Source organism: Streptomyces sp. NPDC020917 (assembly GCF_044333795.1).
Classification (GTDB): Bacteria; Actinomycetota; Actinomycetes; order Streptomycetales; family Streptomycetaceae; genus Actinacidiphila.
Window position 1 is genome coordinate 397,481 of record NZ_JBIRRR010000006.1, and the last position, 21,264, is coordinate 418,744.

General features: G+C 72.9%; 16 protein-coding genes. 10 read left to right on the plus strand and 6 right to left on the minus strand.

All coding sequences use genetic code 11. The annotated features are described in order from the left end of the window. Positions 1-25 precede the first annotated feature (25 nt). Positions 26-310, minus strand: a complete 285-nt coding sequence (locus ACH4TG_RS16350) for a phosphopantetheine-binding protein (RefSeq protein ID WP_398242952.1) — start codon at positions 308-310, stop codon at positions 26-28. A gap of 396 nt (positions 311-706) precedes the next feature. Here ACH4TG_RS16350 and ACH4TG_RS16355 point away from each other — a divergent pair, with 396 nt between their 5' ends. From ACH4TG_RS16355 to ACH4TG_RS16365, 3 genes are read left to right on the plus strand one after another with little or no spacing between them, the layout of a single operon-like run. Next, a complete protein-coding gene (locus ACH4TG_RS16355; RefSeq protein ID WP_398242953.1) occupies positions 707-1,420 on the plus strand; it encodes a thioesterase II family protein in 714 nt (237 codons plus the stop codon). Between the two features lie 46 nt (positions 1,421-1,466). Then, complete coding sequence (locus ACH4TG_RS16360) at positions 1,467-2,600, plus strand: acyl-CoA dehydrogenase family protein (RefSeq protein ID WP_398242954.1); 1,134 nt, start codon at positions 1,467-1,469, stop codon at positions 2,598-2,600. After that, entirely contained in the window at positions 2,597-4,078 is a 1,482-nt protein-coding gene (locus tag ACH4TG_RS16365; protein ID WP_398242955.1) for an AMP-binding protein, read from the plus strand. Before ACH4TG_RS16360 ends, ACH4TG_RS16365 begins: the two co-directional genes overlap by 4 nt. Here the strand turns inward: ACH4TG_RS16365 and ACH4TG_RS16370 are convergent. Further along, positions 4,067-4,765 (minus strand): LuxR C-terminal-related transcriptional regulator, encoded by a 699-nt coding sequence (locus ACH4TG_RS16370; RefSeq protein WP_398242956.1) that lies wholly within the window; start codon positions 4,763-4,765, stop codon positions 4,067-4,069. The two genes, ACH4TG_RS16365 and ACH4TG_RS16370, sit on opposite strands and share 12 nt — an antisense overlap. Positions 4,766-5,272: 507 nt before the next feature. On the opposite strand from ACH4TG_RS16370, the gene ACH4TG_RS16375 reads away from it, so the two are divergent. Continuing rightward, positions 5,273-6,637, plus strand: a complete 1,365-nt coding sequence (locus ACH4TG_RS16375) for a cation:proton antiporter (protein WP_398242957.1) — start codon at positions 5,273-5,275, stop codon at positions 6,635-6,637. Between the two features lie 25 nt (positions 6,638-6,662). Here ACH4TG_RS16375 and ACH4TG_RS16380 read toward each other — a convergent pair whose 3' ends face one another. Beyond that, entirely contained in the window at positions 6,663-7,250 is a 588-nt protein-coding gene (locus ACH4TG_RS16380; RefSeq protein WP_398242958.1) for a TetR/AcrR family transcriptional regulator, read from the minus strand. Positions 7,251-7,300: 50 nt separating this feature from the next. Between ACH4TG_RS16380 and ACH4TG_RS16385 the strand changes: the two genes are divergently transcribed. The 6 genes from ACH4TG_RS16385 to ACH4TG_RS16410 all read left to right on the plus strand — a co-directional run bounded on the left by ACH4TG_RS16385 (position 7,301) and on the right by ACH4TG_RS16410 (position 13,594). Next, positions 7,301-7,852 (plus strand): GNAT family N-acetyltransferase, encoded by a 552-nt coding sequence (locus ACH4TG_RS16385; RefSeq protein WP_398242959.1) that lies wholly within the window; start codon positions 7,301-7,303, stop codon positions 7,850-7,852. Positions 7,853-8,083: 231 nt separating this feature from the next. Then, positions 8,084-9,853: a serine hydrolase gene (locus tag ACH4TG_RS16390; protein WP_398242960.1), complete on the plus strand. Its 1,770-nt coding sequence runs from the start codon at positions 8,084-8,086 to the stop codon at positions 9,851-9,853. Positions 9,854-9,969: 116 nt separating this feature from the next. Beyond that, positions 9,970-10,269 carry a trypco2 family protein gene (locus tag ACH4TG_RS16395; protein ID WP_398242961.1) on the plus strand — a complete coding sequence of 100 codons (300 nt, stop codon included), beginning with the start codon at positions 9,970-9,972 and terminating at the stop codon, positions 10,267-10,269. After that, positions 10,259-11,368, plus strand: a complete 1,110-nt coding sequence (locus ACH4TG_RS16400) for a trypsin-like peptidase domain-containing protein (RefSeq protein WP_398242962.1) — start codon at positions 10,259-10,261, stop codon at positions 11,366-11,368. The genes ACH4TG_RS16395 and ACH4TG_RS16400 overlap by 11 nt, the downstream gene beginning before the upstream one ends. 112 nt (positions 11,369-11,480) lie before the next feature. Next, complete coding sequence (locus ACH4TG_RS16405) at positions 11,481-11,657, plus strand: hypothetical protein (RefSeq protein ID WP_398242963.1); 177 nt, start codon at positions 11,481-11,483, stop codon at positions 11,655-11,657. Between the two features lie 32 nt (positions 11,658-11,689). Next, positions 11,690-13,594: an HEXXH motif domain-containing protein gene (locus ACH4TG_RS16410; RefSeq protein WP_398242964.1), complete on the plus strand. Its 1,905-nt coding sequence runs from the start codon at positions 11,690-11,692 to the stop codon at positions 13,592-13,594. A 191-nt stretch (positions 13,595-13,785) separates the two neighbouring features. On the opposite strand, the gene fxsT is transcribed toward ACH4TG_RS16410, so the two are convergent. The 3 genes from fxsT to ACH4TG_RS16425 all read right to left on the minus strand — a co-directional run bounded on the left by fxsT (position 13,786) and on the right by ACH4TG_RS16425 (position 21,263). Continuing rightward, a complete protein-coding gene (gene fxsT / locus ACH4TG_RS16415; protein WP_398242965.1) occupies positions 13,786-17,745 on the minus strand; it encodes an FxSxx-COOH system tetratricopeptide repeat protein in 3,960 nt (1,319 codons plus the stop codon). 342 nt (positions 17,746-18,087) lie between these two features. Next, positions 18,088-19,578 (minus strand): hypothetical protein, encoded by a 1,491-nt coding sequence (locus tag ACH4TG_RS16420; RefSeq protein WP_398242966.1) that lies wholly within the window; start codon positions 19,576-19,578, stop codon positions 18,088-18,090. Positions 19,579-19,763: 185 nt separating this feature from the next. Beyond that, entirely contained in the window at positions 19,764-21,263 is a 1,500-nt protein-coding gene (locus ACH4TG_RS16425) for a CoA-acylating methylmalonate-semialdehyde dehydrogenase (protein WP_398242967.1), read from the minus strand. Between the last annotated feature and the right edge of the window lies 1 nt (position 21,264).

Below are 21,264 nucleotides of genomic sequence, written 5' to 3' on the forward strand. Positions count from 1 at the left end.
TCCTCATACGATCGGTGTGGGTGGATCAGGCCATCGCCGCGGGGTCGCCCTGCAACCGGAAGACCAGGGCGCTGATGGCCTCCAGCGTCTTGAAGTTGCGGCCGACGATGTGCTCGGGCGGGATGTACAACCGGTACTGGTCCTGTATGTGGGCAATCAGCTCGGTGGTGTTCAGCGAGGTGAGGATGCCGAGCTGGAGCAGCGGGACGTCGGACTCGAGGCTCGCCGTCCCCTCCGGCAGGAAGCGCTTCTCGACGAACGCCGTGAGTTCAGCGAGGATCTCGTCCTGCGCAACGGTCTCTTCGGGCATGCCTGCGGCCTCCGGGGTCCGGGCGGGATTTACGTGACGGCCGGATGCGCCGCCGCGGGTCCCCGCCGGACGGGGTGCCCGCCGCAGGCGCTGGGGCCGGGATCCGCCGGCTCCGAGTCTCGGCGGTTCCCCTACAGGCCGTTCCGGGCGGACCGGCCGCACGTTCCCGGCGGCCGGCTGCGCCCACCGTAGTCAGCGAGCCGTGGCTCGGGCTTCACCAGACGTGATGAATTGCCGGCGCGCCGCACGGGGCCGGATCCGCACCAAAGGGGGAGGTGCGCACCCGGCCGGCGGCAGGGGGCGGGCAGAAAGGATGAGTACCCGCGGCCGTCGCCGCGGAGCACCCGCACCGGCCAGGATCGACGCGGCTGTCCGCGATACCTGGAGGTCGAAGCCGTGCAGTGCGCCGAGCCCCTACCCCGACTGCTGTGCCTGCCGCATGCCGGCGGCAGCGCGGTGATGTTCTATCCGTGGCGGAGCCGCTTCTCCGGTCTCGCCCGGGTGACCCCGGTGGATCTGCCCGGGCACGGCCGCCGGCGCACCGAGCCGCTCGTCCGGGACATGGACGAGCTCGTCACGCGGCTCGCCGGCGAGCTGGCCGCCGCGGCCGACGGCCCGTACGTGCTCTACGGGCACAGCTTCGGCGCGCTGGTCGCCTTCGAACTGGCCCACCGGCTGGCCGAGTCGGCGGCCGGCGCGCCGCTGGCGCTGGTGGTCTCCGGCCGCAACGCGCCGTCGGTCCCGCACCCCCGGGCGGCACTGCACGACGCGCCCACCGGCGAACTGCTGCGGGGCCTGCGGACGTTGCAGGGCACGCTGCCCGCGGTGGAGCAGAACCCCGAGCTGCTGGAGATCTTCCTGCCGCCGCTGCGGGCCGACCTGAAGATGGCCGAGACCTACCGGCGGCCCGAACTGCCGCGGCTGTCCTGCCCGGTGCAGGTGGTGGCCGGCGACCTGGATCCGCTGGTGGACGACGCGGGACTGGCCGGCTGGCAGCGGGAGACGGTGGCGGCCTGCCAGGTGGAGCGGGTCCGCGGCGGCCACATGATGCACGACTCCCCCACCCTGCACCGCTGCCTGGACGACCTGTTCGGGCTGGTCGCCCGCTGATCCGGCACGGCAGCCGTCCGCCATCCCCGAACTGCCTGGAGGCATCGTGGACTTCGAACTGAGCGCGGAGCAGTCCGCGCGCTGTCAGAACACGCTGCGGCAGGTCGCCGGGGCGTTCCCCGCCGGGCGTCCGCCGAACGTCTTCGCCCGCGAGGACTGGCGCACGATGGGCGGGCTGGGCCTGCTGGGCACCTGCCTGCCCGCGGAGTACGGCGGCGGGGGGCTCGGCGCGCTGGACACCGCGCTGGTGATCGAGGCGTTCGGGCGCGCGTGCACCGACACCGGCCTGGTCTTCGCCGCCAGCGCCCACCAGTTCGCCTGCGCGGTGCCGATCGCCGAGTACGGTTCCGAGGCGGTCCGCAAGGACTGGCTGCCGGACCTGGCCTCGGGGGCGGCCATCGCGGGCAACGCGATGACCGAGCCGGACTCCGGATCCGACGTCTCCCGGCTGAAGGTGCGGGCGCGCCAGGTGCCCGGCGGCTGGCGGCTCGACGGCACCAAGAGCTTCGTGAGCAACGGCCCGGTCTGCGACGTCCTGGTCACGTACGCGACCAGCGACCCGGACATGGGCCACCTCGGGCAGACCGCCTTCGTGGTGGACGCGACCGCGCCGGGCGTCCGCAGGAGCGAGCCCTTCGACAAGATGGGCCTGTGGTCCTGCCGGGCCGGCACCGTCGACTTCGAGGACTGCTTCGTGCCGGACGACCATGTGCTGGGGCAGGAGGGGGCCGGCGCGGCGATCTTCCAGGCGTCCATGGGCTGGGAGCGGGCCTGCCTGTTCGCCGGGTACGTCGGCCTGCTCGACCGGCTCGTCACGCGGTGCACCGACTTCGCCCGCGAGCGGCGCCAGTCGGGCCGTCCGATCGGCTCGTTCCAGGCCGTCTCGCACCGGATCGTGGACATGAAGCTGCGGCTGGAGAGCGCCCGGCTGCTGCTGTACCGGGCCTGCGCGGAGATGGACTCCGGGGGCCGGGCGGTGCTGCCCGTGGCGCTGGCCAAGCTCGCGGTCTCCGAGGCGGCGCTGGCCGGCGCGCTGGACGCGGTGCGGGTCTTCGGCGGTCGCGGCTACCTCGCCGACCACGGCATCGAGGCCGCGCTGCGCGACGCGGTGCCCGCCGTCCTGTTCTCGGGCACCTCGGAGATGCAGAAGGAGATCGCGGCGAAGGAGCTGGGACTGTGAGGCTGTACGAACCCGTCGTCGACGCGGCCCGCAGGACGCCGCACGCGCCGGCCGTGGACGCCCCCGACGGGCGGCTGGACTACGCCGCCCTCGACGAGCTGGCCGGCCGCTACGCCGCCGCGCTCGCCGCCCGCGGGGTGCGTCCAGGTGACCGGGTGGTGCTGTGGTCCCCCAAGAGCCTGCACGTGGTGGCGCTGATGCAGGGCTGCCTGCGGGCGGGTGTGCTGTACGTGCCGGTGTCGGCCGCCAATCCGCCCTCGCGGCTGGCCCGGATCGCCGCCGCCTGCACCGCGGCGCTGGTGGTCACCGACAAGGACGGCGCCGAGACCGCGGCGGAGTCCGGCGGTCAGGCCCCGGAGTGCACGACCTTCGAGGAGCTGCTCGATGCCGCCGAGGGCGTGCCGGTGCCCGCGCCGGTGACCGGGTCGCCGGACGACGCCGCGTACATCCTGTTCACCTCCGGTTCCACCGGGGATCCGAAGGGGGTGTGCCTGAGCCACCGCAACGCGCTGGCGTTCGTGCGGTGGGCGGTCGACGAGCTGGGGATCGGGCCGCACGACCGGCTCGCCAACCACGCGCCCTTCAACTTCGACCTGTCGGTGTTCGACCTGTACGCGGCCTTCCTGACCGGGGCGAGCGTCCATCTGGTGCCGGAGCATCTCGCCTACGCACCACCGCAGTTGCTGCGGTTCGTCACGGACCACGAGCTGACCGTCTGGTACTCGGTGCCCTCCGCGCTCACCTTGATGATGTCCCGTGGCGGCCTGCTGGAGCGGCCCGCGCCACCGGGCCTGCGGGTGTGCGTCTTCGCCGGCGAGCCGTTCCCGATGGCGCAGTTGCGCCGGCTGCGCGGCGCCTGGCCGCAGGTGCGGCTGTTCAACTGGTACGGCCCCACCGAGACGAACGTCTGCACCTCCCACGAGGTGCGCGACACCGACCTGGCGACCGGACGGGCGCTGCCCATCGGCAGCGTCTGCTCGGGGGACACGCTGCACTTCGGCGAGGCGGAGCCGGGACGGCGCGGGCGCGAACTGCTGGTGTCCGGGCCGACGGTGATGCTCGGCTACTGGGGCCGGCCGCCGCAGCAGGGCCCGTACGCCACCGGCGACCTGGTCGAGCCGGACGGCGAGGGGCTGCTGGAGTACCTGGGCCGGCGCGACCACATGGTGAAGGTCCGCGGGAACCGGGTGGAACTCGGCGAGATCGAGGCCGCGTTGGGCCTTCATCCGAAAGTGCGCGAGGTGGCGGTGCTGGTGCTCGGCGAGGGAATGGACGCCCGGCTGCACGCCGTGGTGGTGCCGGAGCCGCACTCCGAGCCCGACCTCCTGGATCTCAAGAGGTGGAGCTCGGAGCGACTTCCGCCCTACATGCTGCTGGATTCCATGAGCATGGTGGGCGAACTTCCGCGCACCGACAATGGCAAGACGAACCGCCGCCTGCTCATGGAGTCGCTGCAGGCAGATCGCTCATGGCGCTGAATGGACGTTGCCGCCGGCCCGCACGATCCCCTTCTCGTACGCATAGATGACGGCGTGCACCCGGTTTCGCAGTGCGAGCTTCTCCAACATGCGCTGAACATGGGACTTAACCGTGCTTTCACTCAGGAAAAGCGCTTCTGAAATCTCCGCATTCGAATAGCCGCGGATGATGAGTTCCAGAACGTCGCGCTCCCTCCGGGTTATTCCGACAGCTTCCAGATCCGGTTCCGATAAGCCCGCCTGAACGACTTCGGCGGGCTCATCGGCCTTCCGCTCCTCACCCTCGCAGTGCGGCACGACCAGCCGGTAGCCGGCACTGATCATGCGTACGGCGGCGACAATGCGCTCGGGGCTGGCCCGGTTGTCCAGCACCCCCCACGAACCCGCCGTCTGCCAGCAGTGCGCGACCCGGTCCAGTCGCGGCACGATGGCCAGCACTTTTGGATTGACATCGGCAACGCCGCCGATGAGCAGCCGCATCTCTGCGGATGAACAGGGCTCGAGGTCCTGGCTGTCGATGATGACGACGTCCGGCGAGAGTCTCGCCAGGCTCGACAGGGCACTTGCGGGATCGGCAGCGGCGCCGACCACGTCCAGACCGGCTTCCCGGCCCAGCAGGACGCTCAGACCCACTCTCGAAACAGCTCTCGAATCCACCAGAAAAACTCTGGCGGCTTCCTCCTGCATCGCTAGCCCCCGAACTTCAGCTGCCTACAAGCGGAAGCTGACCCTAGCATGGCCCATCTGCCCCTACAACCACAGCCATTCGAATTGCCACTGTCCGGTCGGCCAAATTTTTGTAAGCGCCGGGACGTCATTCCGGGTAACGCCGTAAACGCATCCGCACACCTCGTATGAGCGGCACCTCGTCCATACGGCGGACCCGCACGCCGGTGACCTGCGAGGAGTGCGGGAAGAGGCCGGCGCTACCTCCGAAAGGAGGAATTCCCGCCGAGTGGCCGGTTCCTTCTTTCGGCCCAGAACCCCCGTACCGACCGACCATCGGACGCGGTGCGCGCGCCGGAGTTTTCATCCCAACTGCCGTTACAGGCGGGGCACCTGAGCGGGCAGCATCTCAGTCTGCGCGCGCAGGCACTCCGCACCGGCCGCCCTCTCACCCTCCCCCCGAACGGCGGACCGCGGACCTCCCGCCGCCGCAGCAGACCTCCCCGTTCCCTTCAGGCAGGAGTCCCCATGTCCGCGTGGTTCCGAGACCTTCCGCCCGACTGCGTGGCGCTGGCCGACGTGGCGATCGCGGTCATCGCCGGCGCGGCGCTCATCCGGGCCACCCGCCGCCTCCGCCAGCCCGCGGTGATCTGGGAGATCGCCACCGGCATCATCCTGGGCCCCAGCGTGCTGGGGCTGCTCCCCGGGCACCTGGACACCCACCTGTTCCCCGCGGCCCAACGCCCCACGCTCACCGCGATGTCCGAACTCGGCCTGGTCTTCTTCATGTTCCTGGCCGGCTGGGAGATGAACCCGCGGTTGATGCGCAGCGGCCGCTCCGCAGTGGCCACCACCGCGATCTCGGCGATGGCCGTACCGTTCCTGATGGGCGCCGGCCTGGCCTTCGCCCTCGCCTCCGACCACCGCGGCCACACCTCGACCTCGGCGTTCGTCCTCTACTTCGGCACCACGATGGCGATCACCGCCTTCCCCGTGCTCGCCCGCATCCTGCGCGACACCGGCCTGGACCGCACTCCGGTCGGCGTGATGTCCATGGCCTGCGCGGCCGTCGGCGACGGCATCGCCTGGTGCCTGCTGATCGTGGTCGTCGCGGTGGCCGGGTCGCACGGGACCGGCCAGATCTGGCACACGCTGCTCATGGCCGCGCTCCTGGGCGCGCTGCTCTTCGGCCTGGTACGGCCGCTGCTGGCACGCTGGGCGGCGGGCACCGAGAAGGGGGAGCCGCAGGAGGACGAACCGGGCGAACCCCGGCCGGACATGGCGGTCGACACGGTCGGCAACCGCGCGTTCCTGCTCGCCGGTTCCTTCGCGCTGCTGTGCGGCTGCGCCACCGCGTGGATCGGCATCCACCCGATCCTGGGCGCCTTCGCCGCCGGCCTGGTGATGCCGCGCACCGTCGGCCCGCGGATACGCGAGGCCGTGGAGGTGCCGCTCGCCCGCGCCAGCACCCTGCTCCTGCCCGTCTACTTCATCGTCACCGGCCTGTCGGTCGACCTCAAGACGGTCGGTTGGGCGGGCGTCGGCGAACTGTGCCTGATCGTGCTCGTCGCGGTGGCCAGCAAGTTCATCGGCTCGGTCGTCCCCGCCCGCATCTTCGGCATCTCCTGGCAGGAGGCCGGCGCGCTGGGCATCCTGATGAACACCCGCGGCCTGACCGAACTCGTCGTCCTGGGCGTCGGCCACGACCTCGGGGTCATCGACGACCGGCTCTTCTCCATCATGGTCATCATGGCCCTGGTCACCACCGCGATGGCCGGCCCGCTGCTGCGCCTGATCGGCATCGAGGCACCCGGCATCCCCGAGTCGCCTGCCGAACTCGCCGACGCCCCGGCCCTGTCGGCCACCGCCAGGACCGGGCCCGCCCAGAAGTAGGCCCCGGCGGCCGGGCGGTCACCGCTCATCCCGCGGTCAGGCCGGCGAGGTAGCCGTCGAGCAACTCGACCTGGCGTCGCGGCGGGAACTCCGCCGGGTCGAGGAGCGCCTGCACGACCAGCCCGAGGACGAAGGCGTGCGCCCCGGCCGCGATGCGGTCGGGGTCGCCCGCGGGCAGTTCGCCGAGTTCCTGCGCCCGCGCCACGTGCCCGCTCAGCCTGGCGCGGCTCCGCGCGTACTTGCCCGCGTAGTCCTCGGTCAGGACCGGGTCCGAGAGTGCGGCGTCCCACGAGGAGACCCAGACGCGGTTGGTGTCGACGGCCTCACCGGTCGTCGGCAGGACGTTCAGCAGCGCCTCCCGCAGCGCGGCGAGGCCCTGCCCCGCTGGGCGCCGGGCGCCGGTGCGGGTGCGCTGCTCGAGCAGGTCGAGGGCGTACTCCACGAGGGCGCGCTTGCTGGGGAAGTAGTGCGTGAGCAGACCGGTGGTCGCCCCCAGCTCGGCCGCGACGGCGCGCAGGGTGAGCCCGGCGAATCCCCGGGTGGCCATGACCTGCCACACGGCCTCGGAGACGTCCTGCCGGCGGCCCTCATGATCTCCCTTGGCGCGTGGCATGACCACAGGGTACATTCACGCAACACTTGTTATGTAATCGAGGAGGTCCCATGTTCTCGCTGCCGCTGCGTGACGGCGCCCGTCTTGCTCCGCTGGAGGTCGGGCACGACGAGGAGTTCGCACGCCACATGGACCGGGCGCGCGAGCACATCCGTCCGTGGGTGGGGCCCACGTTCGTGACCACGGACGTGGAGGGGGCGCGGGGCACGCTCACCCGGTACGCCGAGCGCCAGGCCCACGACGGCGCCCGCCTCTACGGCATCTGGCACGAGGGCACGCTGGTCGGCGGCGTGATGTTCACCGACTTCCAGACCGCCATGGGCTGCTGCGAGATCGGCTGCTGGCTGGAGCCGTCGGCCGAGGGACGGGGCCTGGTCACCCCGGCCTGCAGCGCCCTGCTGGACTGGGCGTTCACCGACCGCGGGCTGCACCGCGCCGAATGGCACTGCCGGGCCGACAACCTGCGCAGCGCGGCGGTGGCGAAGCGGCTCGGCATGACCCTGGAAGGGGTGCGGCGCGAGGCGTGGCCGTACCGGGGCACGCGCCACGACAAGCAGGTGTGGGCCGTCCTCGCCCCTGAGTGGCAGGCCGCGAAGGGCTGAGGTGATCAGCCGCACCGGAGCGGAAGAATGGTTGACCCGGGCACCCGACGGTCAGTAACTTACCGATTCTGACCGGCACTTGGTGAAAAAGTTTCGGCCGCGCCCCGTGCTCCCCCCTCGCGCACCACCACCGGCTCTCCCTCGCGGCACCCGCGCGTGCGGGGGCCGGCGGGCACCGCGTCCTGCTCCTCGCCGGCACCCTTCCCTCTGGTCTCTACCCACGAGGTACCGATGCGGATTCCTGCACTGACGGCAGCCGCGGCGCTGCTGACCTCATTGACGTTGTCGCTGTCGGGAGCCGCCGCCGCGGCCCCGTCCGACCACGCCGCGCACCACGCCCGCTTCGACCAGCCCTACAGCGGCTTCGCCCCGGCCGGCACCGTGCTGCACCCCGGAACCCCGCGTCAGGCGGGTCTGGATCCGGCGCCGATCGCCGCCTTCGAGCACCAGATGGCCGGCTGGGAGGACCCGGCCGCCGGCTCCGGCTACCTCTTCCCCGGCGCCACCACGCTGATGGCGCACGACGGTGTGGTGGTCGAACGCAGCGCGGGCGGCTACGCGCTGAAGTACGCCGACGCCACCACCGAGCTCCCCCAGGACCAGTGGATCCCGGCCCGCACCGACACCATCTACGACCTGGCGTCGCTGTCGAAGCTGTTCACCTCGATCGTGGCCATGCAGCAGCTCCAGGCGGGCCGGATCGACCTCGACACGCCCGTGGCCCACTATCTCCCGGAGTTCGCCGCCAACGGCAAGGGCGCCATCACCATCAAGCAACTCCTCACCCACACCTCGGGGTTCGACGCCGATCCGGTTCCGTCCCTGTGGCAGGGGTACCCCGACATCGCGTCGCGGGAAAAGGCCGTCCTGGACGCCAAGCCGATCAACCCGCCCGGCACCACCTACCTGTACTCCGATCTGAACATGCTCAGCATGCAGCTCGTCCTGCAGAAGGTGACCGGCAAGCCGCTGGACATCCTGGTCCGCGACGGCATCACGGCCCCGCTCCGCATGACCGACACCGGGTACAACCCGGCCGCGGACAAGAAGCCCCGGATCGCGGCCACCGAGTACCAGACCAGCCCGGCGCGCGGCCTGGTGTGGGGACAGGTGCACGACGAGAACGCCTGGGCGCTGGGCGGCGTGGCCGGCCACGCCGGCGTCTTCTCCACCGCCGACGACCTCGCCGTGCTCGCCCAGACCATCCTCAACGGCGGCATCTACCAGGGCCACCGCATCCTCAGCGAGAACAGCGTCCGGCTGATGGAGCAGAACTTCAACCAGGCCTTCCCCGGGGACTCCCACGGCCTGGGCTTCGAGCTGGACCAGATCTGGTACATGGGCGGCCTGTCCGGCCCGCAGACGCTGGGCCACACCGGCTACACCGGCACCTCGCTGGTCATCGACCCGCAGTCGCGGTCCTTCGTGATCCTGCTGAGCAACCGGGTGCACCCGACCCGCAACACGCCCTCCACCAACCCGCCGCGCCGCGCCATCGGCGTGGCCCTGGCGCAGGCGATGCCGGTGGCGGCGCCCGGCGGCGGGCCCCTGTGGTACTCCGGCCAGGGCGGCGGCACCACCAGCACCCTGACAACGGGCCCGCTCGCCGCCTCCACCCCCGTCGACGTCGGCTTCTCCGCCTTCGTCAACACCGAGTCCACCGACCTGCTCTCCGTCGAGGACTCCACCGACGGCGGCGCCACCTGGCACGCCCTTCCGCTCACCGTGACCGGCACGGGAGCGCCGTCCGGCACCCCGACCGCCCTGTCCGGGCAGGCGGTTCGCGCCTGGTGGCACGCGCACGCCCAACTCCCGCAGCCGGCCGGCCCCTTCCAGCTCCGCTGGCGCTACACCACCGACCCGGTCTACGAGGGCCGCGGCGTCGACCTCGCCCACCTCTCGGTGACGTCGAACGGCACGACCGTTCCCGGCTCGACCGCCCTGACGCCGTCCGGCGCCTGGCAGCAGGCGCAGGACTCGACCGCCCGCACACCCCGCTAGCGACCGCACCCCACCGGGCCGACCCGGCGCCGCACCGGATCTGCCGGGGCGGCGCCGCGGTGGCTGCGGGGACGGATCGGCGAGTGTGCGTGGCGGGGTGGGGGTAAGGGACTGGCGTGATTGAACTCGCCGACCTGATCGAGCAGTTGCGCAGAGAGCTGACCACAGCGGTGTCCGCGGGGGCGGACGAGGAGCTGCGGTTCGAGCTGGGGCCGGTGGAGCTGGAGGCCGCCGTGGTCGTCGAGCGGGCCGCCACGGCCGGTGCGAAGGTCCGCTTCTGGGTGCTGGACGCCGGCGGCGAGGCCCGCGCCGGCACCAGTGCGACGCACCGGATCACACTGACGCTGGACCCGCGGATCCGCAGCACCGGCGGCCGGCCCTGGGTCAGCGGCGACACGGAAGACGGTGAGCGCTGACCCGGCGCCGGGCCGCCCCGCCGCTCCGTCCGGCGGGCTGGATCCGGCACGCGTCGCGGAGGTCCTGGTGGCGACGGCGGACGGGCGGCCCGGCCGGCGCGGCTCCGGCTACCGGGTCGGTGAGCGCTGGGTGCTGACCGCCTCGCACGTCGTGGACGATGACAAGCCCGTCGCCGTGCGCGTCCGCTTCGACGCCGATCGGCCGGGCGAGTGGACGGCCGCGGCACGGGTGCTGCTCGCCGCCGCGGCGGCGGACGTGGCACTGCTGGAGATCACCGGCGCGCTGCCGCCGGGCCCGCCGCCGGAGTTCCCGCCGTACGGCCACGTACCGGAGGCCGACCTGGTCCTGCGGTGCAGCGCCATGGGCTTCCCCCGCTTCAAGTTGCGGCGCGACCGCGGGAACCCGTCCGGCGACGCGTCTCTCGCGCAGTACCGGGACTCCTGCCACGCGACGGGCACGGTCTCGGTGCTGTCCAACCGCCGCGAGGGCACCCTCGAACTCGCCGTCACCCCGCCCGCCGCGGACCCGGACCCGCGGCACTCGCCGTGGGAGGGCATGTCGGGTGCCGCGGTCTGGCACGGTCCGGCCCTCATCGGGGTGGTCAGCGCGCACCACACCGGCGACGGCCTCGGCCGGCTGGCCGCCACCCGCGCGGACTGCTGGCACCGGCTTCTCACGCCGTCCCAGGGCGAGTTGCTGCGCCGCCACGCCGGACTGCCCGGCCCTGACGAGCTGCTTCCCGCACCCCCTGCGCGGCCCGCCGCGGCGGGCCGGACACCGCCGAGTCTCGCCGCGCTCCCTGCCGACCTGCCGCTGCGCGAACTGCACGCGCTGGTCGAGGCGTTGACGGAGGTGCCGACGCTGCGCGACTCCGCTTCCCTGGGGCTGGTCCTGGACGGCATCCGTCCCGAGATCGCCGCCAACAGCCCCCGCAACCCGGCCCTTCGAGCGGACGTGTACGGGATCGTGCGGACCTGTCTGCGCTACCCCGGCGCCCTGGACCAACTGCTCGACGCGGTACGGATGATGGAGGGAGAATCCACCGCGGTGGCCCGGATGGACCGCGAGGCCGGGGAGTTGGGGAGGCGGTACGGCTGACCGGATATCGCGCTCCTGCGACACGCAACGTTTCGGCACGCCGTTCGCTGGGTCATGATGACAGGGGGTGGACCGACGCACGTTCGCAACGGGGGAAGGGGCAGAGCGAGCCATGGAGCAGTCGATGCCCGCCGTCGAGTCCGAACTCGTCGATCTCACGGGGGTATCGCTTGAAGCGCTGCGCTCCTTGGACGAAGACTCCCTCGCGGCGCCGCTGGCCGCGCTGCTGCGCAGGATCGACGATCCTCAGGCGATCGCCGCGGGGTACAACCAGTCTCGTTCCGACTGAGCCGGGCCGCACCGAGCCGCCGCGGAGGCCACATGCCGGGTGAACTGGGCGCCGCCCGGACACCGGGCGGGCTGCCGCGGCACCGGCTGTCCGCGCAGGACCTGTCCGCCCTGGTGCGCGGCGACGAGGACGCGGCCACCGTGGACCGGCTGCTGGCCGCGGAGTACAGCCGCAGGCTGCTGATGCTGCGCGCCCTGGACGCGATGCTTCCGGCGGACACGGCACCTGCGCCGTCGGCGGCGACCGGGGATGTTTCGGAGGGCGGCTTCGACACCGCCTGGAGCCTGCTGACCCGCGCGCAGGAGCGCGCGCCCGAGGTCGTCGAAGAGCTGCTGATGTACCCGCAGACGGGCATGTGGCTGTCGCTGCTGCTGCGCCGCCTGCGCGGAACGGCCTCGGTCGAGGCGCCGCTGTGGACGATGACGGGGCATCTGTCGGCCCTCGCCGCCGTAGCGGGCTTCCGGGCCGGGCTGGAGTTCACGATCGCGGTGCCCGCCCGCGCCGGACGCGTGACACTTCCCACCATGGGCTGCGCGACCCTCCCCTCACCCGAACTCTGGAGCACGGCTCGGGCGACGGCCGCGTCGGGGCGATTACACGTCCGCAGCGGCGTGGACACCGTCGCGGTCCCGGCCGCGCCGGACCAGGACGGACCGGGCTGGTCGGCCCTGCGCCGGATCAGCGTGGGCCCGGCGGGGCGGCGGCTGGACCTGGCGCTCGACGACCTCGACCCGTACGGCACCTACTCCGGGCCGGCCGAGCCGCAGCGCCTGACCGCCGAGACGGCCTCGGACTGGCAGGAGACGCTGGAGGAGGCGTGGTCCCTGCTCCTGCGCGAGGTGCCCGGCACCACGGAGACGATGCGGCGCGGGCTGTTCTCGCTCACTCCCCTGCCGGCCAGGGAAAGGTTTCGGCCGCACAGCGTGAGCGCGGAGGACGCGTTCGGCGGCCTCATGGCGTCCAGCCCGGACGACCCGGTGCAGCTGGCCGTCACCCTGGTCCACGAGTTCCGGCACACCAAGCTCGGTGGCCTGCTGCACCTGTCACCGCTCCAGGTGCCGTCCGGCGCCGGTGACCGGGACGGTGCCGCTGCCGGTGAGAGCGGGGCCGACGGTGACGACCTGTTCTACGCGCCCTGGCGCAACGACCCCCGCCCGCTGGGCGGCATGCTCCAGGGCGTGTACGCCTTCCTGGGGGTCACCGGCTTCTGGCGCGGCCATCGGGCGTCGGCCGCGGACGGCGGCGCGCTGGCGCACTTCGAGTTCGCGCTGTGGCGCGCCCAGGTCTGGTCCGCGCTGCGCCAGGTGCACGGCGATGCGCGGCTGACGCCGCTGGGCCTGCGGTTCGTGGACGCCCTGCGGCGCCAGTGCGCTCCCTGGCTCGACGACTCGGTGCCGGCCGATGCGCAGGAGCTGGCCGACGAGGTCGCCCTCGACCATCGCGCCCGCTGGCGGGCCCATCATCTGCGGCCTCCGGCGCACGCCGTCGAGGAGGCGGTGCACGGCTGGACCCGCGGTGCCCAGCTCCCGCCGGCGGGGCTGGCCGCGGAGCCGCGCCTCGTTCCCGACCCGGCAGCCAGGTGGCTGGACACCGCGGCGACCATCGCCCGGCACCTGCTGACCGCGCCGGCCGACGAACCGCTGAAGGCGGCCGCCACCGTCACGGGGGCGACCGAGGGCGACCTGCTGCTCGCCGCGGGGGACGCGGCGGCGGCCCGGGAGGCCTACGCCGCGCAGCTCGCGGTGGAGCCCGGGCACGGCGGTGCCTGGGCGGGCCTGGGCCGGTCCCTGACCGCCGCGGGCGTCGAGCCGGCGGCAGCGGAACTGCTGCACCGCCACCCCGAACGGGCCCGCGCCGTGCACGCGGCCCTGACGGCACGTCAAGGCCAGGCACCGGACCCGGTGCGACTGGCCGCCTGGCTCGCCCGCACGGGCTGACCGGGACCGCCCGCCCGAAGCCGTCCCCCGCCCCGTCAGCGATCCGCGCCGGCCGCGAACAGCAGGGCAGGGGTCGATCCCCCGCCACCCGGGACGGCCGACACCCCGGCCGTACCGCACCGGCTGACCGGGACCGCCCGCCCGAAGCCCTCCCGCGTCCCGTCAGGCGTGGGTTCCGGGGGCGGACGGGGTCACAGGGGCATGGGGTCGATGTCGCAGTTGGCCCGCATGCCTGCCTTCATCTGCTGGGTGGCCGGGTGCGGGGCCGCGCTCGGTGACGTCAACCGGGGGCCGTCCAGCACCCGTTCCATCCGCGCCAGGGTGTCCGCGCGCAGGGCGGCGCCCTCCGCCTCGGCGCCTGCCAGCGTGAGGTCCAGCGCCAGGTTGGCCGCGCACACCAGCGTGGTGGGGTGGTCCTCCCCCAGCGCCGACCGGCACAGGTCCAGCGTGCGCTCGCCCACCTCGCGTGCCTCCGCGATCTCGCCGAGCGCACTCAGATCGCTCGCCAGATTGATCGCGCAGGCCAGCGGGATGGGATGGGACGCCCCGAGGCGCTCGGTGAGCAGCCCCAGCGCCGTCTCGTCGAGCCGGCGGGCCTCCTCGGGCTGGCCCAGCAGGCGAAGCGTCACCGCCAGGTCGACGTCGGCGGACAGCACGTGCGGGTGGTGCGGGTCGAAGATGCTGCGGTAGCGCTGGGACGCCTTGACGCCGCGGTCGCGTGCGGCCTCCAGCTCCCCGCTCTGCCGCAGCGCGATGGACACCGTCAGCGCGGTGGCCAGCGACTGCGGGTGGGTGTCGCCGTAGCGCCGGGTGAACAGGGCGTACGCCTCGTTGGCCAGTTCCAGCGACGCCGCGTGGTCGCCTTCCTTGCGGCACGCCTCGCTCAGCTCGCGGATGGCGCGGATCGTGGTGGGGTTGCCGGGGCCGAACGTGCTGCGGAATCCTTCGAGAACGGTCTGCTGCCGGGTCCTGGCGCCCACGTAGTCGCCGGTCTCCTGCACGTCGATCGCGACGCTGCGCTCGGTGATCAGCGTCCGCTGGTCGTCACGGCCGAACAGCCGGGTCTTCAGGGCCAGGGTCTGCTCGTCCAGGGTCAGGGCCCGGCGGAAGTCCCCGATCAGCCGCAGGCTCACACCCAGGTTGTGGGCGCTGTTCAGGGTGTCCGGGTCGTCCTCGCCGAACGCCCGCCGCGCCCGCTCGTAGGCGAGTTCGTCCAGCCGGGCGCCGGCGGCGAAGTCGCCCTCCACCCGGCGGACGGCGCCTTCCAGGTTGAGGGCCCTGAGGGCGTCCTCCCGGGTGTCCTCTCCCCCGGGCGGCGCGGTGCGGTCGTAGATCTCGCGCAGTTCGGCGATGAGTTCGGCGGCGTCGCGGTAGCGGCCCACCACCCAGTACATGAAGCAGAGCCACTGCCCCATCAGCCGCGTCTGCTGGTCCTCGTCCCCGAAGACGCTGCGCCATGTCTTCCACGCCTGCTCGGAGAAGTCCAGCGCGACGTCGTGGTCGCCCCAGTAGTACAGGTACTCGGCGATGTTCATCACCAGCTGCTTGACCCACGGCTGGTCGGACTCGACGGCCTTCGAGGCGATGACGTGCCCGTAGAGCTCCGCGTAGCGCGGCCAGTTGGTCGCCGTCACCGGCGACTTGGGGTCGGCGGCGGCCAGCAGGGTGTGGGCCCCCTGGCGCATGCGTCTCTGCTCCTCGGCGGTCATGCGGTTGTTCAGCACGAGCTGGACCAGGCGGTGCATCTCGATGGAGTTGGTGCGGTGGTCGATACGGGCCAGGGAGTAGCGGCTGATCTCCCGGATGGCGCGCGCCAGCCGGATGGGATCGTTGAGCACCGCGTCGAGTTCGGGGACGATGCTGCCGTTGCCGAGGCCGGTGAAGATGGACCGGGCGATGGGGTCGGGGGCGAAGTACGAGCACAGCTGCAGCAGCCGCAGCGCGGCGGGGCTGCGGGTCTCCAGGTGGTCGAGGGAGACGTTCCAGGCGGCGGCGACCGGGAGTTGGTAGTCCGGTGGCGGCGACACCTCCAGCAGTTCGGTGCGCTTGCTCTCGAACAGCCGCAGGTACTCCGAGGCGGGCATGCCGGTCTCGGCCCGCCAGGCCGCGGCCTGTTCCAGGGCGAGCGGCAGGTCGCCGAGGGCCTCCGCGAGCCGGTCGGCCTCCTCGTCGCTGAGCGGCGGCCCCGAGCGGCGCAGCAGTTCCTTGCTCTCCTCGCGGATGAACACGTCCACTTCGAGGGAGCTGCCGACCCGGTCCCAGCGCCGATTGCGCGAGGTGACGAGGATGGTGCCGTTGCCGCCGGTGGGGAAGTAGTGGCGGACCCGCTCGGGGTCGTCCGCGTTGTCGAAGATCAGCAGCCACCGGGAGTACGGGCGTCCCTCGCGGAGCGCCTCGCGGACCGCGGGGCCGGCGATGTTCGCCTCCATGCTCGTCTCCAGCCCCAGCCGCTGGGCGAGTTCCACCAGTGCCTGGCCGATCTGGCCGGGGCGCTCGGCGGGGATCCACCAGACGATGTCGTACTCGGACTGGTGCAGGTACGCGTACTCGATCGCCAACTGGGTCTTGCCGACGCCGCCCATGCCGTGGATCGCCTCGGGCAGGACGGTCGTGGTCCCTTCCTGCAGGCGCTCGCTGAGGAGTTCCAGCAGGTGCGCGCGGCCGGTGAAGTTGGGGTTGCGCGGCGGGACGTTGCCCCAGACCCGCGGCTGCTGCGACGTGCGCTGCCCCTCTGTCGTCGGCTGCGGAAGGGTGGCCATCGCTGCTCCTTTTGGCGTGTCGTTCGTGTCGTTCGCGGCGGACTCCGGCGCACCGCGTCCGGAGGGGGCCCCGTCCGGGCGGAACGGCGAGGGGCCGGACAGCGGACCGGTGCGTTTGGTGAGGTTGACGGTGTGGTGCTGGTCGTACCAGCTCAGGACGCCCGCCAGCATCCCGGCCCGCTGGCGGAAGCGGCCGTTGAGGGCGCGCAGGGCGGCCAGTTCGATGCGCAGGAAGGCGATGTTGCGTTCCGAGACGGTCGGCATCACCAGGGTGTCGAGCGGCTCGGATCCGGGCGGCAGCACCGGCTGCCCGCCGGACGCGGAGCCGGGGTCGCCGAGCAGCACGCGGACGTCGTGCAGCACCCGGACGGTCTCGCTGCGCCGGCCCAGGGCCAGTAACTCCTCGCGGACGCCCGGCGCGAAGGTGAACACCACCTCGTCGCCGCCGTCCTCGTCCGCGAAGCCGCGCCGTACCAGGCCGCTCATCAGCAGCTCGGAGAGGTGCTCGGGGCCGGCCCCCGGCATGGCGGCGGTCAGCGAGCGCATCACCGGCAGGGTCAGGGGCGCTGCGGCGAGCCGGGTGGCCAGCGCGAACGAGGTGGGCGAGGAGGCGGCACGGAAGTCCGAGACCCGCACGGCGGCCGGTACGGCGCTGCCGGGGTCGAGGATGTCCTCCAGCCACGGTACGGCGCGCGCCGCGTCCGGCCGGCGCTTCCACTCGGTGGCCCGCATCGCGGACAGCTCGCACCAGCCGGACGACGGCCGGCCGACGAGGCCGGCCCAGGCCGTGAGCCACCGCTCGGTTGCCTCCAGCACCGGGACGACGACGGCGCCTTCACCCGTCTCAGGGCCCGGGCGCGGCGGTTCCAGCCGGGTCTCGCGCAGCTCCCAGCGCAGTTCGCTGTTCGGAGCCCAGGGGCGGGGGGCCTGTAACCGGACCCGGGCGACGTCCAGGCCGGTCCGGAACCATAACCGCTGCGGCAGCGGGTTGAGGACGGCGACGGGCCCGGAGCGGCCCCACGCGCGCAGCAGCGGGGAGACCGCGTCGGAGAGCCAGCCGGTCGCCAGCCCGTCGGTGATGACCAGGGTCAGGCGGTGCCTGCCGCGCGGCTCGGTCAGGGGGTGGGCGAGGCGGGCCCGGCCGGATCCGGTCTCGTCGGTGCCGAGCAGGTCCACGGTCTCGACGCCGGACCACGCGTCCTGGCGGGCCAGTTCGGCGACGGCCTCGGTGACGGACTCCGCCCAGACCCTCATCGTGGGGGTGGCGTCGAGGACGACGGCGAGTTCGGCACGCTCCCGGCCGCGGGGCCGCCGCACCCGGCCGAGGGCCCGCAGCGCCTGGCTCAGCGCCGGGGCGCCCGGTGCGACACGCCGGCCGTCATCACCGCGCATGGACGCCCACAGGGCACGCCCAAAGCGGTGCGAAGGCTGAGGGGACCCGCGGACTGCGGGCACGCGTGGCGTCCACGCTCAAAGGGTGGCAGCGCCATGCCGGTGGTGCAAGGCGGCAGGCCAAGCCGAAGGCGGCAGTGACTCCGATGCACCACCGAAACCGGCCGACCGCCGCTGCGGGCCGCGGTGGCGTCGGTGAGCACCGCGGCACCTGCCGGTGCCTGCCGTGGAGAATCCCACCGGCCGCTGGGACGGGTGAGAGTGACGAAAAGAGCGTGACAGTATTGCGCCCGCAGTGCAAGACCGGCCGGCCCGCGCCCGGTCCCCGCGCCGGGGACACGGTCACGGTGCGGGCTCGGGACGCTCGCGCGGCGGCACGGGAACATGCCCGGAATTCGCCGGTCCGGGTTTGCGTTCGGGGTCGTCCAGCAGCAGGGCGATGTGCCGGCCGACGTGGCCGTCCCAGCCGTCCGGGCCCAGCGCCAGCGCGTCCTTGCGCCACTTGGCGGTGCGCTCGACGAGGCCGCTGAGGCCGCGCTCCTGGACGATCTCGCTGAACGCCTCCCGGTGCGCGGGATCGTCGGAGCCGGACCGATGCCAGATGACCGCCGGCACGCCGGCCCGCAGGGCCGCCAGCAGCTCCTGCCGGCCGACGTCCGCAGCGTCGTCGGGGGGCCGGCTGAGCACCAGGCAGACCGCCTGCTGGTCCTCCTTCAACTCCCGTTCCAGGTGGAAGAAGTACGCGGTGCCGCCGTCCGGCCGGCTCCAGTGGGCGTGGCTCTCCGCCGGGAAGTCCTGCAACTGGCGCCACTTGCCGTGCCAGGGCCGGTGCCAGGCGGCCTTCCGCAGGCGCTCCAGGCTGCGGATGAGCACCGGGTAGTCCATCACCAGCGGGGTCGGGGAGCCGGAGGAGGACTCCTTGGTCCACCACTCGACGGGCTCGTTGAGCAGTTCCCACGGCAGGATGAACTCCACGATCACCGGCTGCCGCAGGTCCGCCCACTGCTCCTCGACCTGCTCGATGAGCCGCTCCACCTCGCCGGGCAGCCGGTCGCGGTGCAGGGCGACGGTCTCGCCCGGCACCGGATGCCACCCCTCGGCGTCGGACTGCCGCCAGTGGGACATGTGGTAGTGCTCGGAGTCGATGCCGTCGGGCTCGAACTGGATGAGCAGATAGGCCGGTACGAGCGAGGGCGTGGCCGGTGTGAACCCCGCGCGCTCCCACGCGGCCAACTCGTTCTGCAGGCCCCAGTCCTGGGCCTTGTGGCGGTTCCAGCGGCGCAGCAGTTCCGCGGCCTCCTGGCGGCCCTGCTCCACCAGCCGGTCGGCCGCCAGGACGAGGAAGGCCATGCTGGCCGGTAACTCGCCGTCGGCCGTGTTCCCGCCGGCCAGGCGCAGGAACACCTGCCACCCGTTGTCGCACCACACGGGCAGTTCCTGGGTCCGCGAGCGGCTCGCCCGGCGGGCCATCGTCGTCAGGCCGGGCGCGCCCATGGACCGCAGCGCCGGGCGCAGCAGGTGGAGGTCGGCCTTGTCGAAGAAGTCCACCGCCTCCCATTCGTCCACCAGCCGCCACAGCGCGCCGACCGCGGTGGACTGCTGCTCGACGTAGGCGAGGCTGCGCACCATGCAGGACAGGCCGTCGCGGACGCCGTTGCAGGTGTCCAGCAGGTGCAGCAGCGCCGGCCGCAGGGCGTCGGTGCCGATCGGCGGTACGGGCACGCGCAGTTCCTGCTCCAGCATGGTGAGCCACAGGTCCCGGCTTCCCGGGTGCCGCACCGTCGCCGATTCCTGGAGGACGTCGACGATTCCGGCCATCAGCTCGTTGCGCACGCGAGCCGGGCTGCGCCCCTCCACCCATTGCCTCCCGCCAGTTACCGGTTGCGTCCCGGCCCCCGGGGCACCGCTCGCGTTGAAGTCCAGCCAGCCCAGGTTAGTCCCGCCGGGGAGGGCACGTCAGGTGACCGGGACGAAAGGCCGACGGCCGGGCCGGACGCCCGGCCGTCGCCGCGGGACCGTCAGTCGTTCTGCGGGAAGCCCAGGTTGAGGCCGCCGTGGCTGGGGTCGAGCCAGCGGGTGGTGACGACCTTGCCGCGGGTGAAGAAGTGGACGCCCTCGGTGCCGTGGGCATGGGTGTCGCCGAAGAGGCTGTTCTTCCAGCCGCCGAAGGAGAAGTAGGAGACGGGCACGGGGATGGGCACGTTGACCCCGACCATGCCGACCTCGACCTCGCGCTGGAAGCGCCGCGCGGCGCCTCCGTCGTTGGTGAAGACCGACGTGCCGTTGCCGTAGGGGTTGGCGTTGATGAGCGCCAGGCCCTCGTCGTAGGAGGCGACCCGGACCACCGAGAGGACGGGGCCGAAGATCTCGTCGGTGTAGACCGGCATGTCGGGCGTGACGTGGTCGAAGAGGGTGGGCGCGAGGAAGAAGCCGTCGCCGTCCGCGTCGAACTCCCCCTTCCTGCCGTCCACGACGAGCTTCGCCCCGGCCTTGGTGCCGGCGTCCAGGTAGGAGGCGACCTTGTCCCGGTGCTGCCGCGTCACCAGCGGGCCCATGTCGCAGCCGCGGGTGCCGTCGCCGGTGCGCAGCCCGGCCATCCGCTCGGTGATCCGGGCGACGAGGTCGTCGGCGACGGGCTCGACCGCGACCAGCACCGACACCGCCATGCACCGCTCGCCGGCCGAGCCGAACCCGGCGTTGACGGCGGCGTCGGCGGCCAGGTCGAGGTCCGCGTCGGGCAGCACCAGCATGTGGTTCTTGGCCCCGCCGAGCGCCTGGACCCGCTTGCCGTGCCGGGTGCCGGTCTCGTACACGTACCTGGCGACCGGCGTGGAGCCGACGAAGGAGACGGCCGCGACGTCCTGGTGGGTGAGCAGCGCGTCCACCGCCTCCTTGTCGCCGTTGACGACCTGGAGCACGCCGTCGGGCAGCCCGGCCTCCTTCCACAGCGCGGCCATCGCGAGCGTCGCGCTCGGGTCCTTCTCGCTCGGCTTGAGCACCACCGCGTTGCCGCAGGCGAGCGCGAGCGGGACGAACCACATCGGCACCATCACCGGGAAGTTGAAGGGCGAGACGACCGCGACCACGCCGAGCGGCTGCCGCACCGAGTGGACGTCGACCGCGGTGGAGGCGTTCTCGCTGAAGCCGCCCTTGAGCAGCTGCGGGATGCCGCAGGCGAACTCCGCCACCTCCAGGCCCCGGGTGACCTCGCCGAGCGCGTCGGAGAGCACCTTGCCGTGCTCGGCGGTGACGACGGCGGCGATCTCCTCGCGGCGTGCGTGGAGCAGTTCGCGGAAGGCGAAGAGCACCTGCGACCGCTTGGCGAGCGACACGTCGCGCCACTGCTGCCAGGCCGCCTTCGCGGAGGTGACCGCGGCGCCGACGAGAGCGGCCGAGGCGAGGTCGACGACTCCGGTCTGCTCCCCGGTGGCCGGGTTGTGGACCGGGCCGGTGCGTTCGGCGGTGCCCTCCCAGGGACGGCCGTCGATGAGGTGGGTGATACGCCGCGGGTCGCTCACG

Excerpts from the sequence above, each read along its gene's own strand:
- fxsT (WP_398242965.1), bottom strand. The coding sequence starts at position 17,745 with ATGCGCGGTGATGACGGCCGGCGTGTCGCACCGGGCGCCCCGGCGCTG.
- ACH4TG_RS16375 (WP_398242957.1), top strand. The coding sequence starts at position 5,273 with ATGTCCGCGTGGTTCCGAGACCTTCCGCCCGACTGCGTGGCGCTGGCC.
- ACH4TG_RS16405 (WP_398242963.1), top strand. The coding sequence starts at position 11,481 with ATGGAGCAGTCGATGCCCGCCGTCGAGTCCGAACTCGTCGATCTCACG.
- ACH4TG_RS16410 (WP_398242964.1), top strand. The coding sequence starts at position 11,690 with ATGCCGGGTGAACTGGGCGCCGCCCGGACACCGGGCGGGCTGCCGCGG.
- ACH4TG_RS16370 (WP_398242956.1), bottom strand. The coding sequence starts at position 4,765 with ATGCAGGAGGAAGCCGCCAGAGTTTTTCTGGTGGATTCGAGAGCTGTT.
- ACH4TG_RS16350 (WP_398242952.1), bottom strand. The coding sequence starts at position 310 with ATGCCCGAAGAGACCGTTGCGCAGGACGAGATCCTCGCTGAACTCACG.
- ACH4TG_RS16390 (WP_398242960.1), top strand. The coding sequence starts at position 8,084 with ATGCGGATTCCTGCACTGACGGCAGCCGCGGCGCTGCTGACCTCATTG.
- ACH4TG_RS16385 (WP_398242959.1), top strand. The coding sequence starts at position 7,301 with ATGTTCTCGCTGCCGCTGCGTGACGGCGCCCGTCTTGCTCCGCTGGAG.
- ACH4TG_RS16380 (WP_398242958.1), bottom strand. The coding sequence starts at position 7,250 with ATGCCACGCGCCAAGGGAGATCATGAGGGCCGCCGGCAGGACGTCTCC.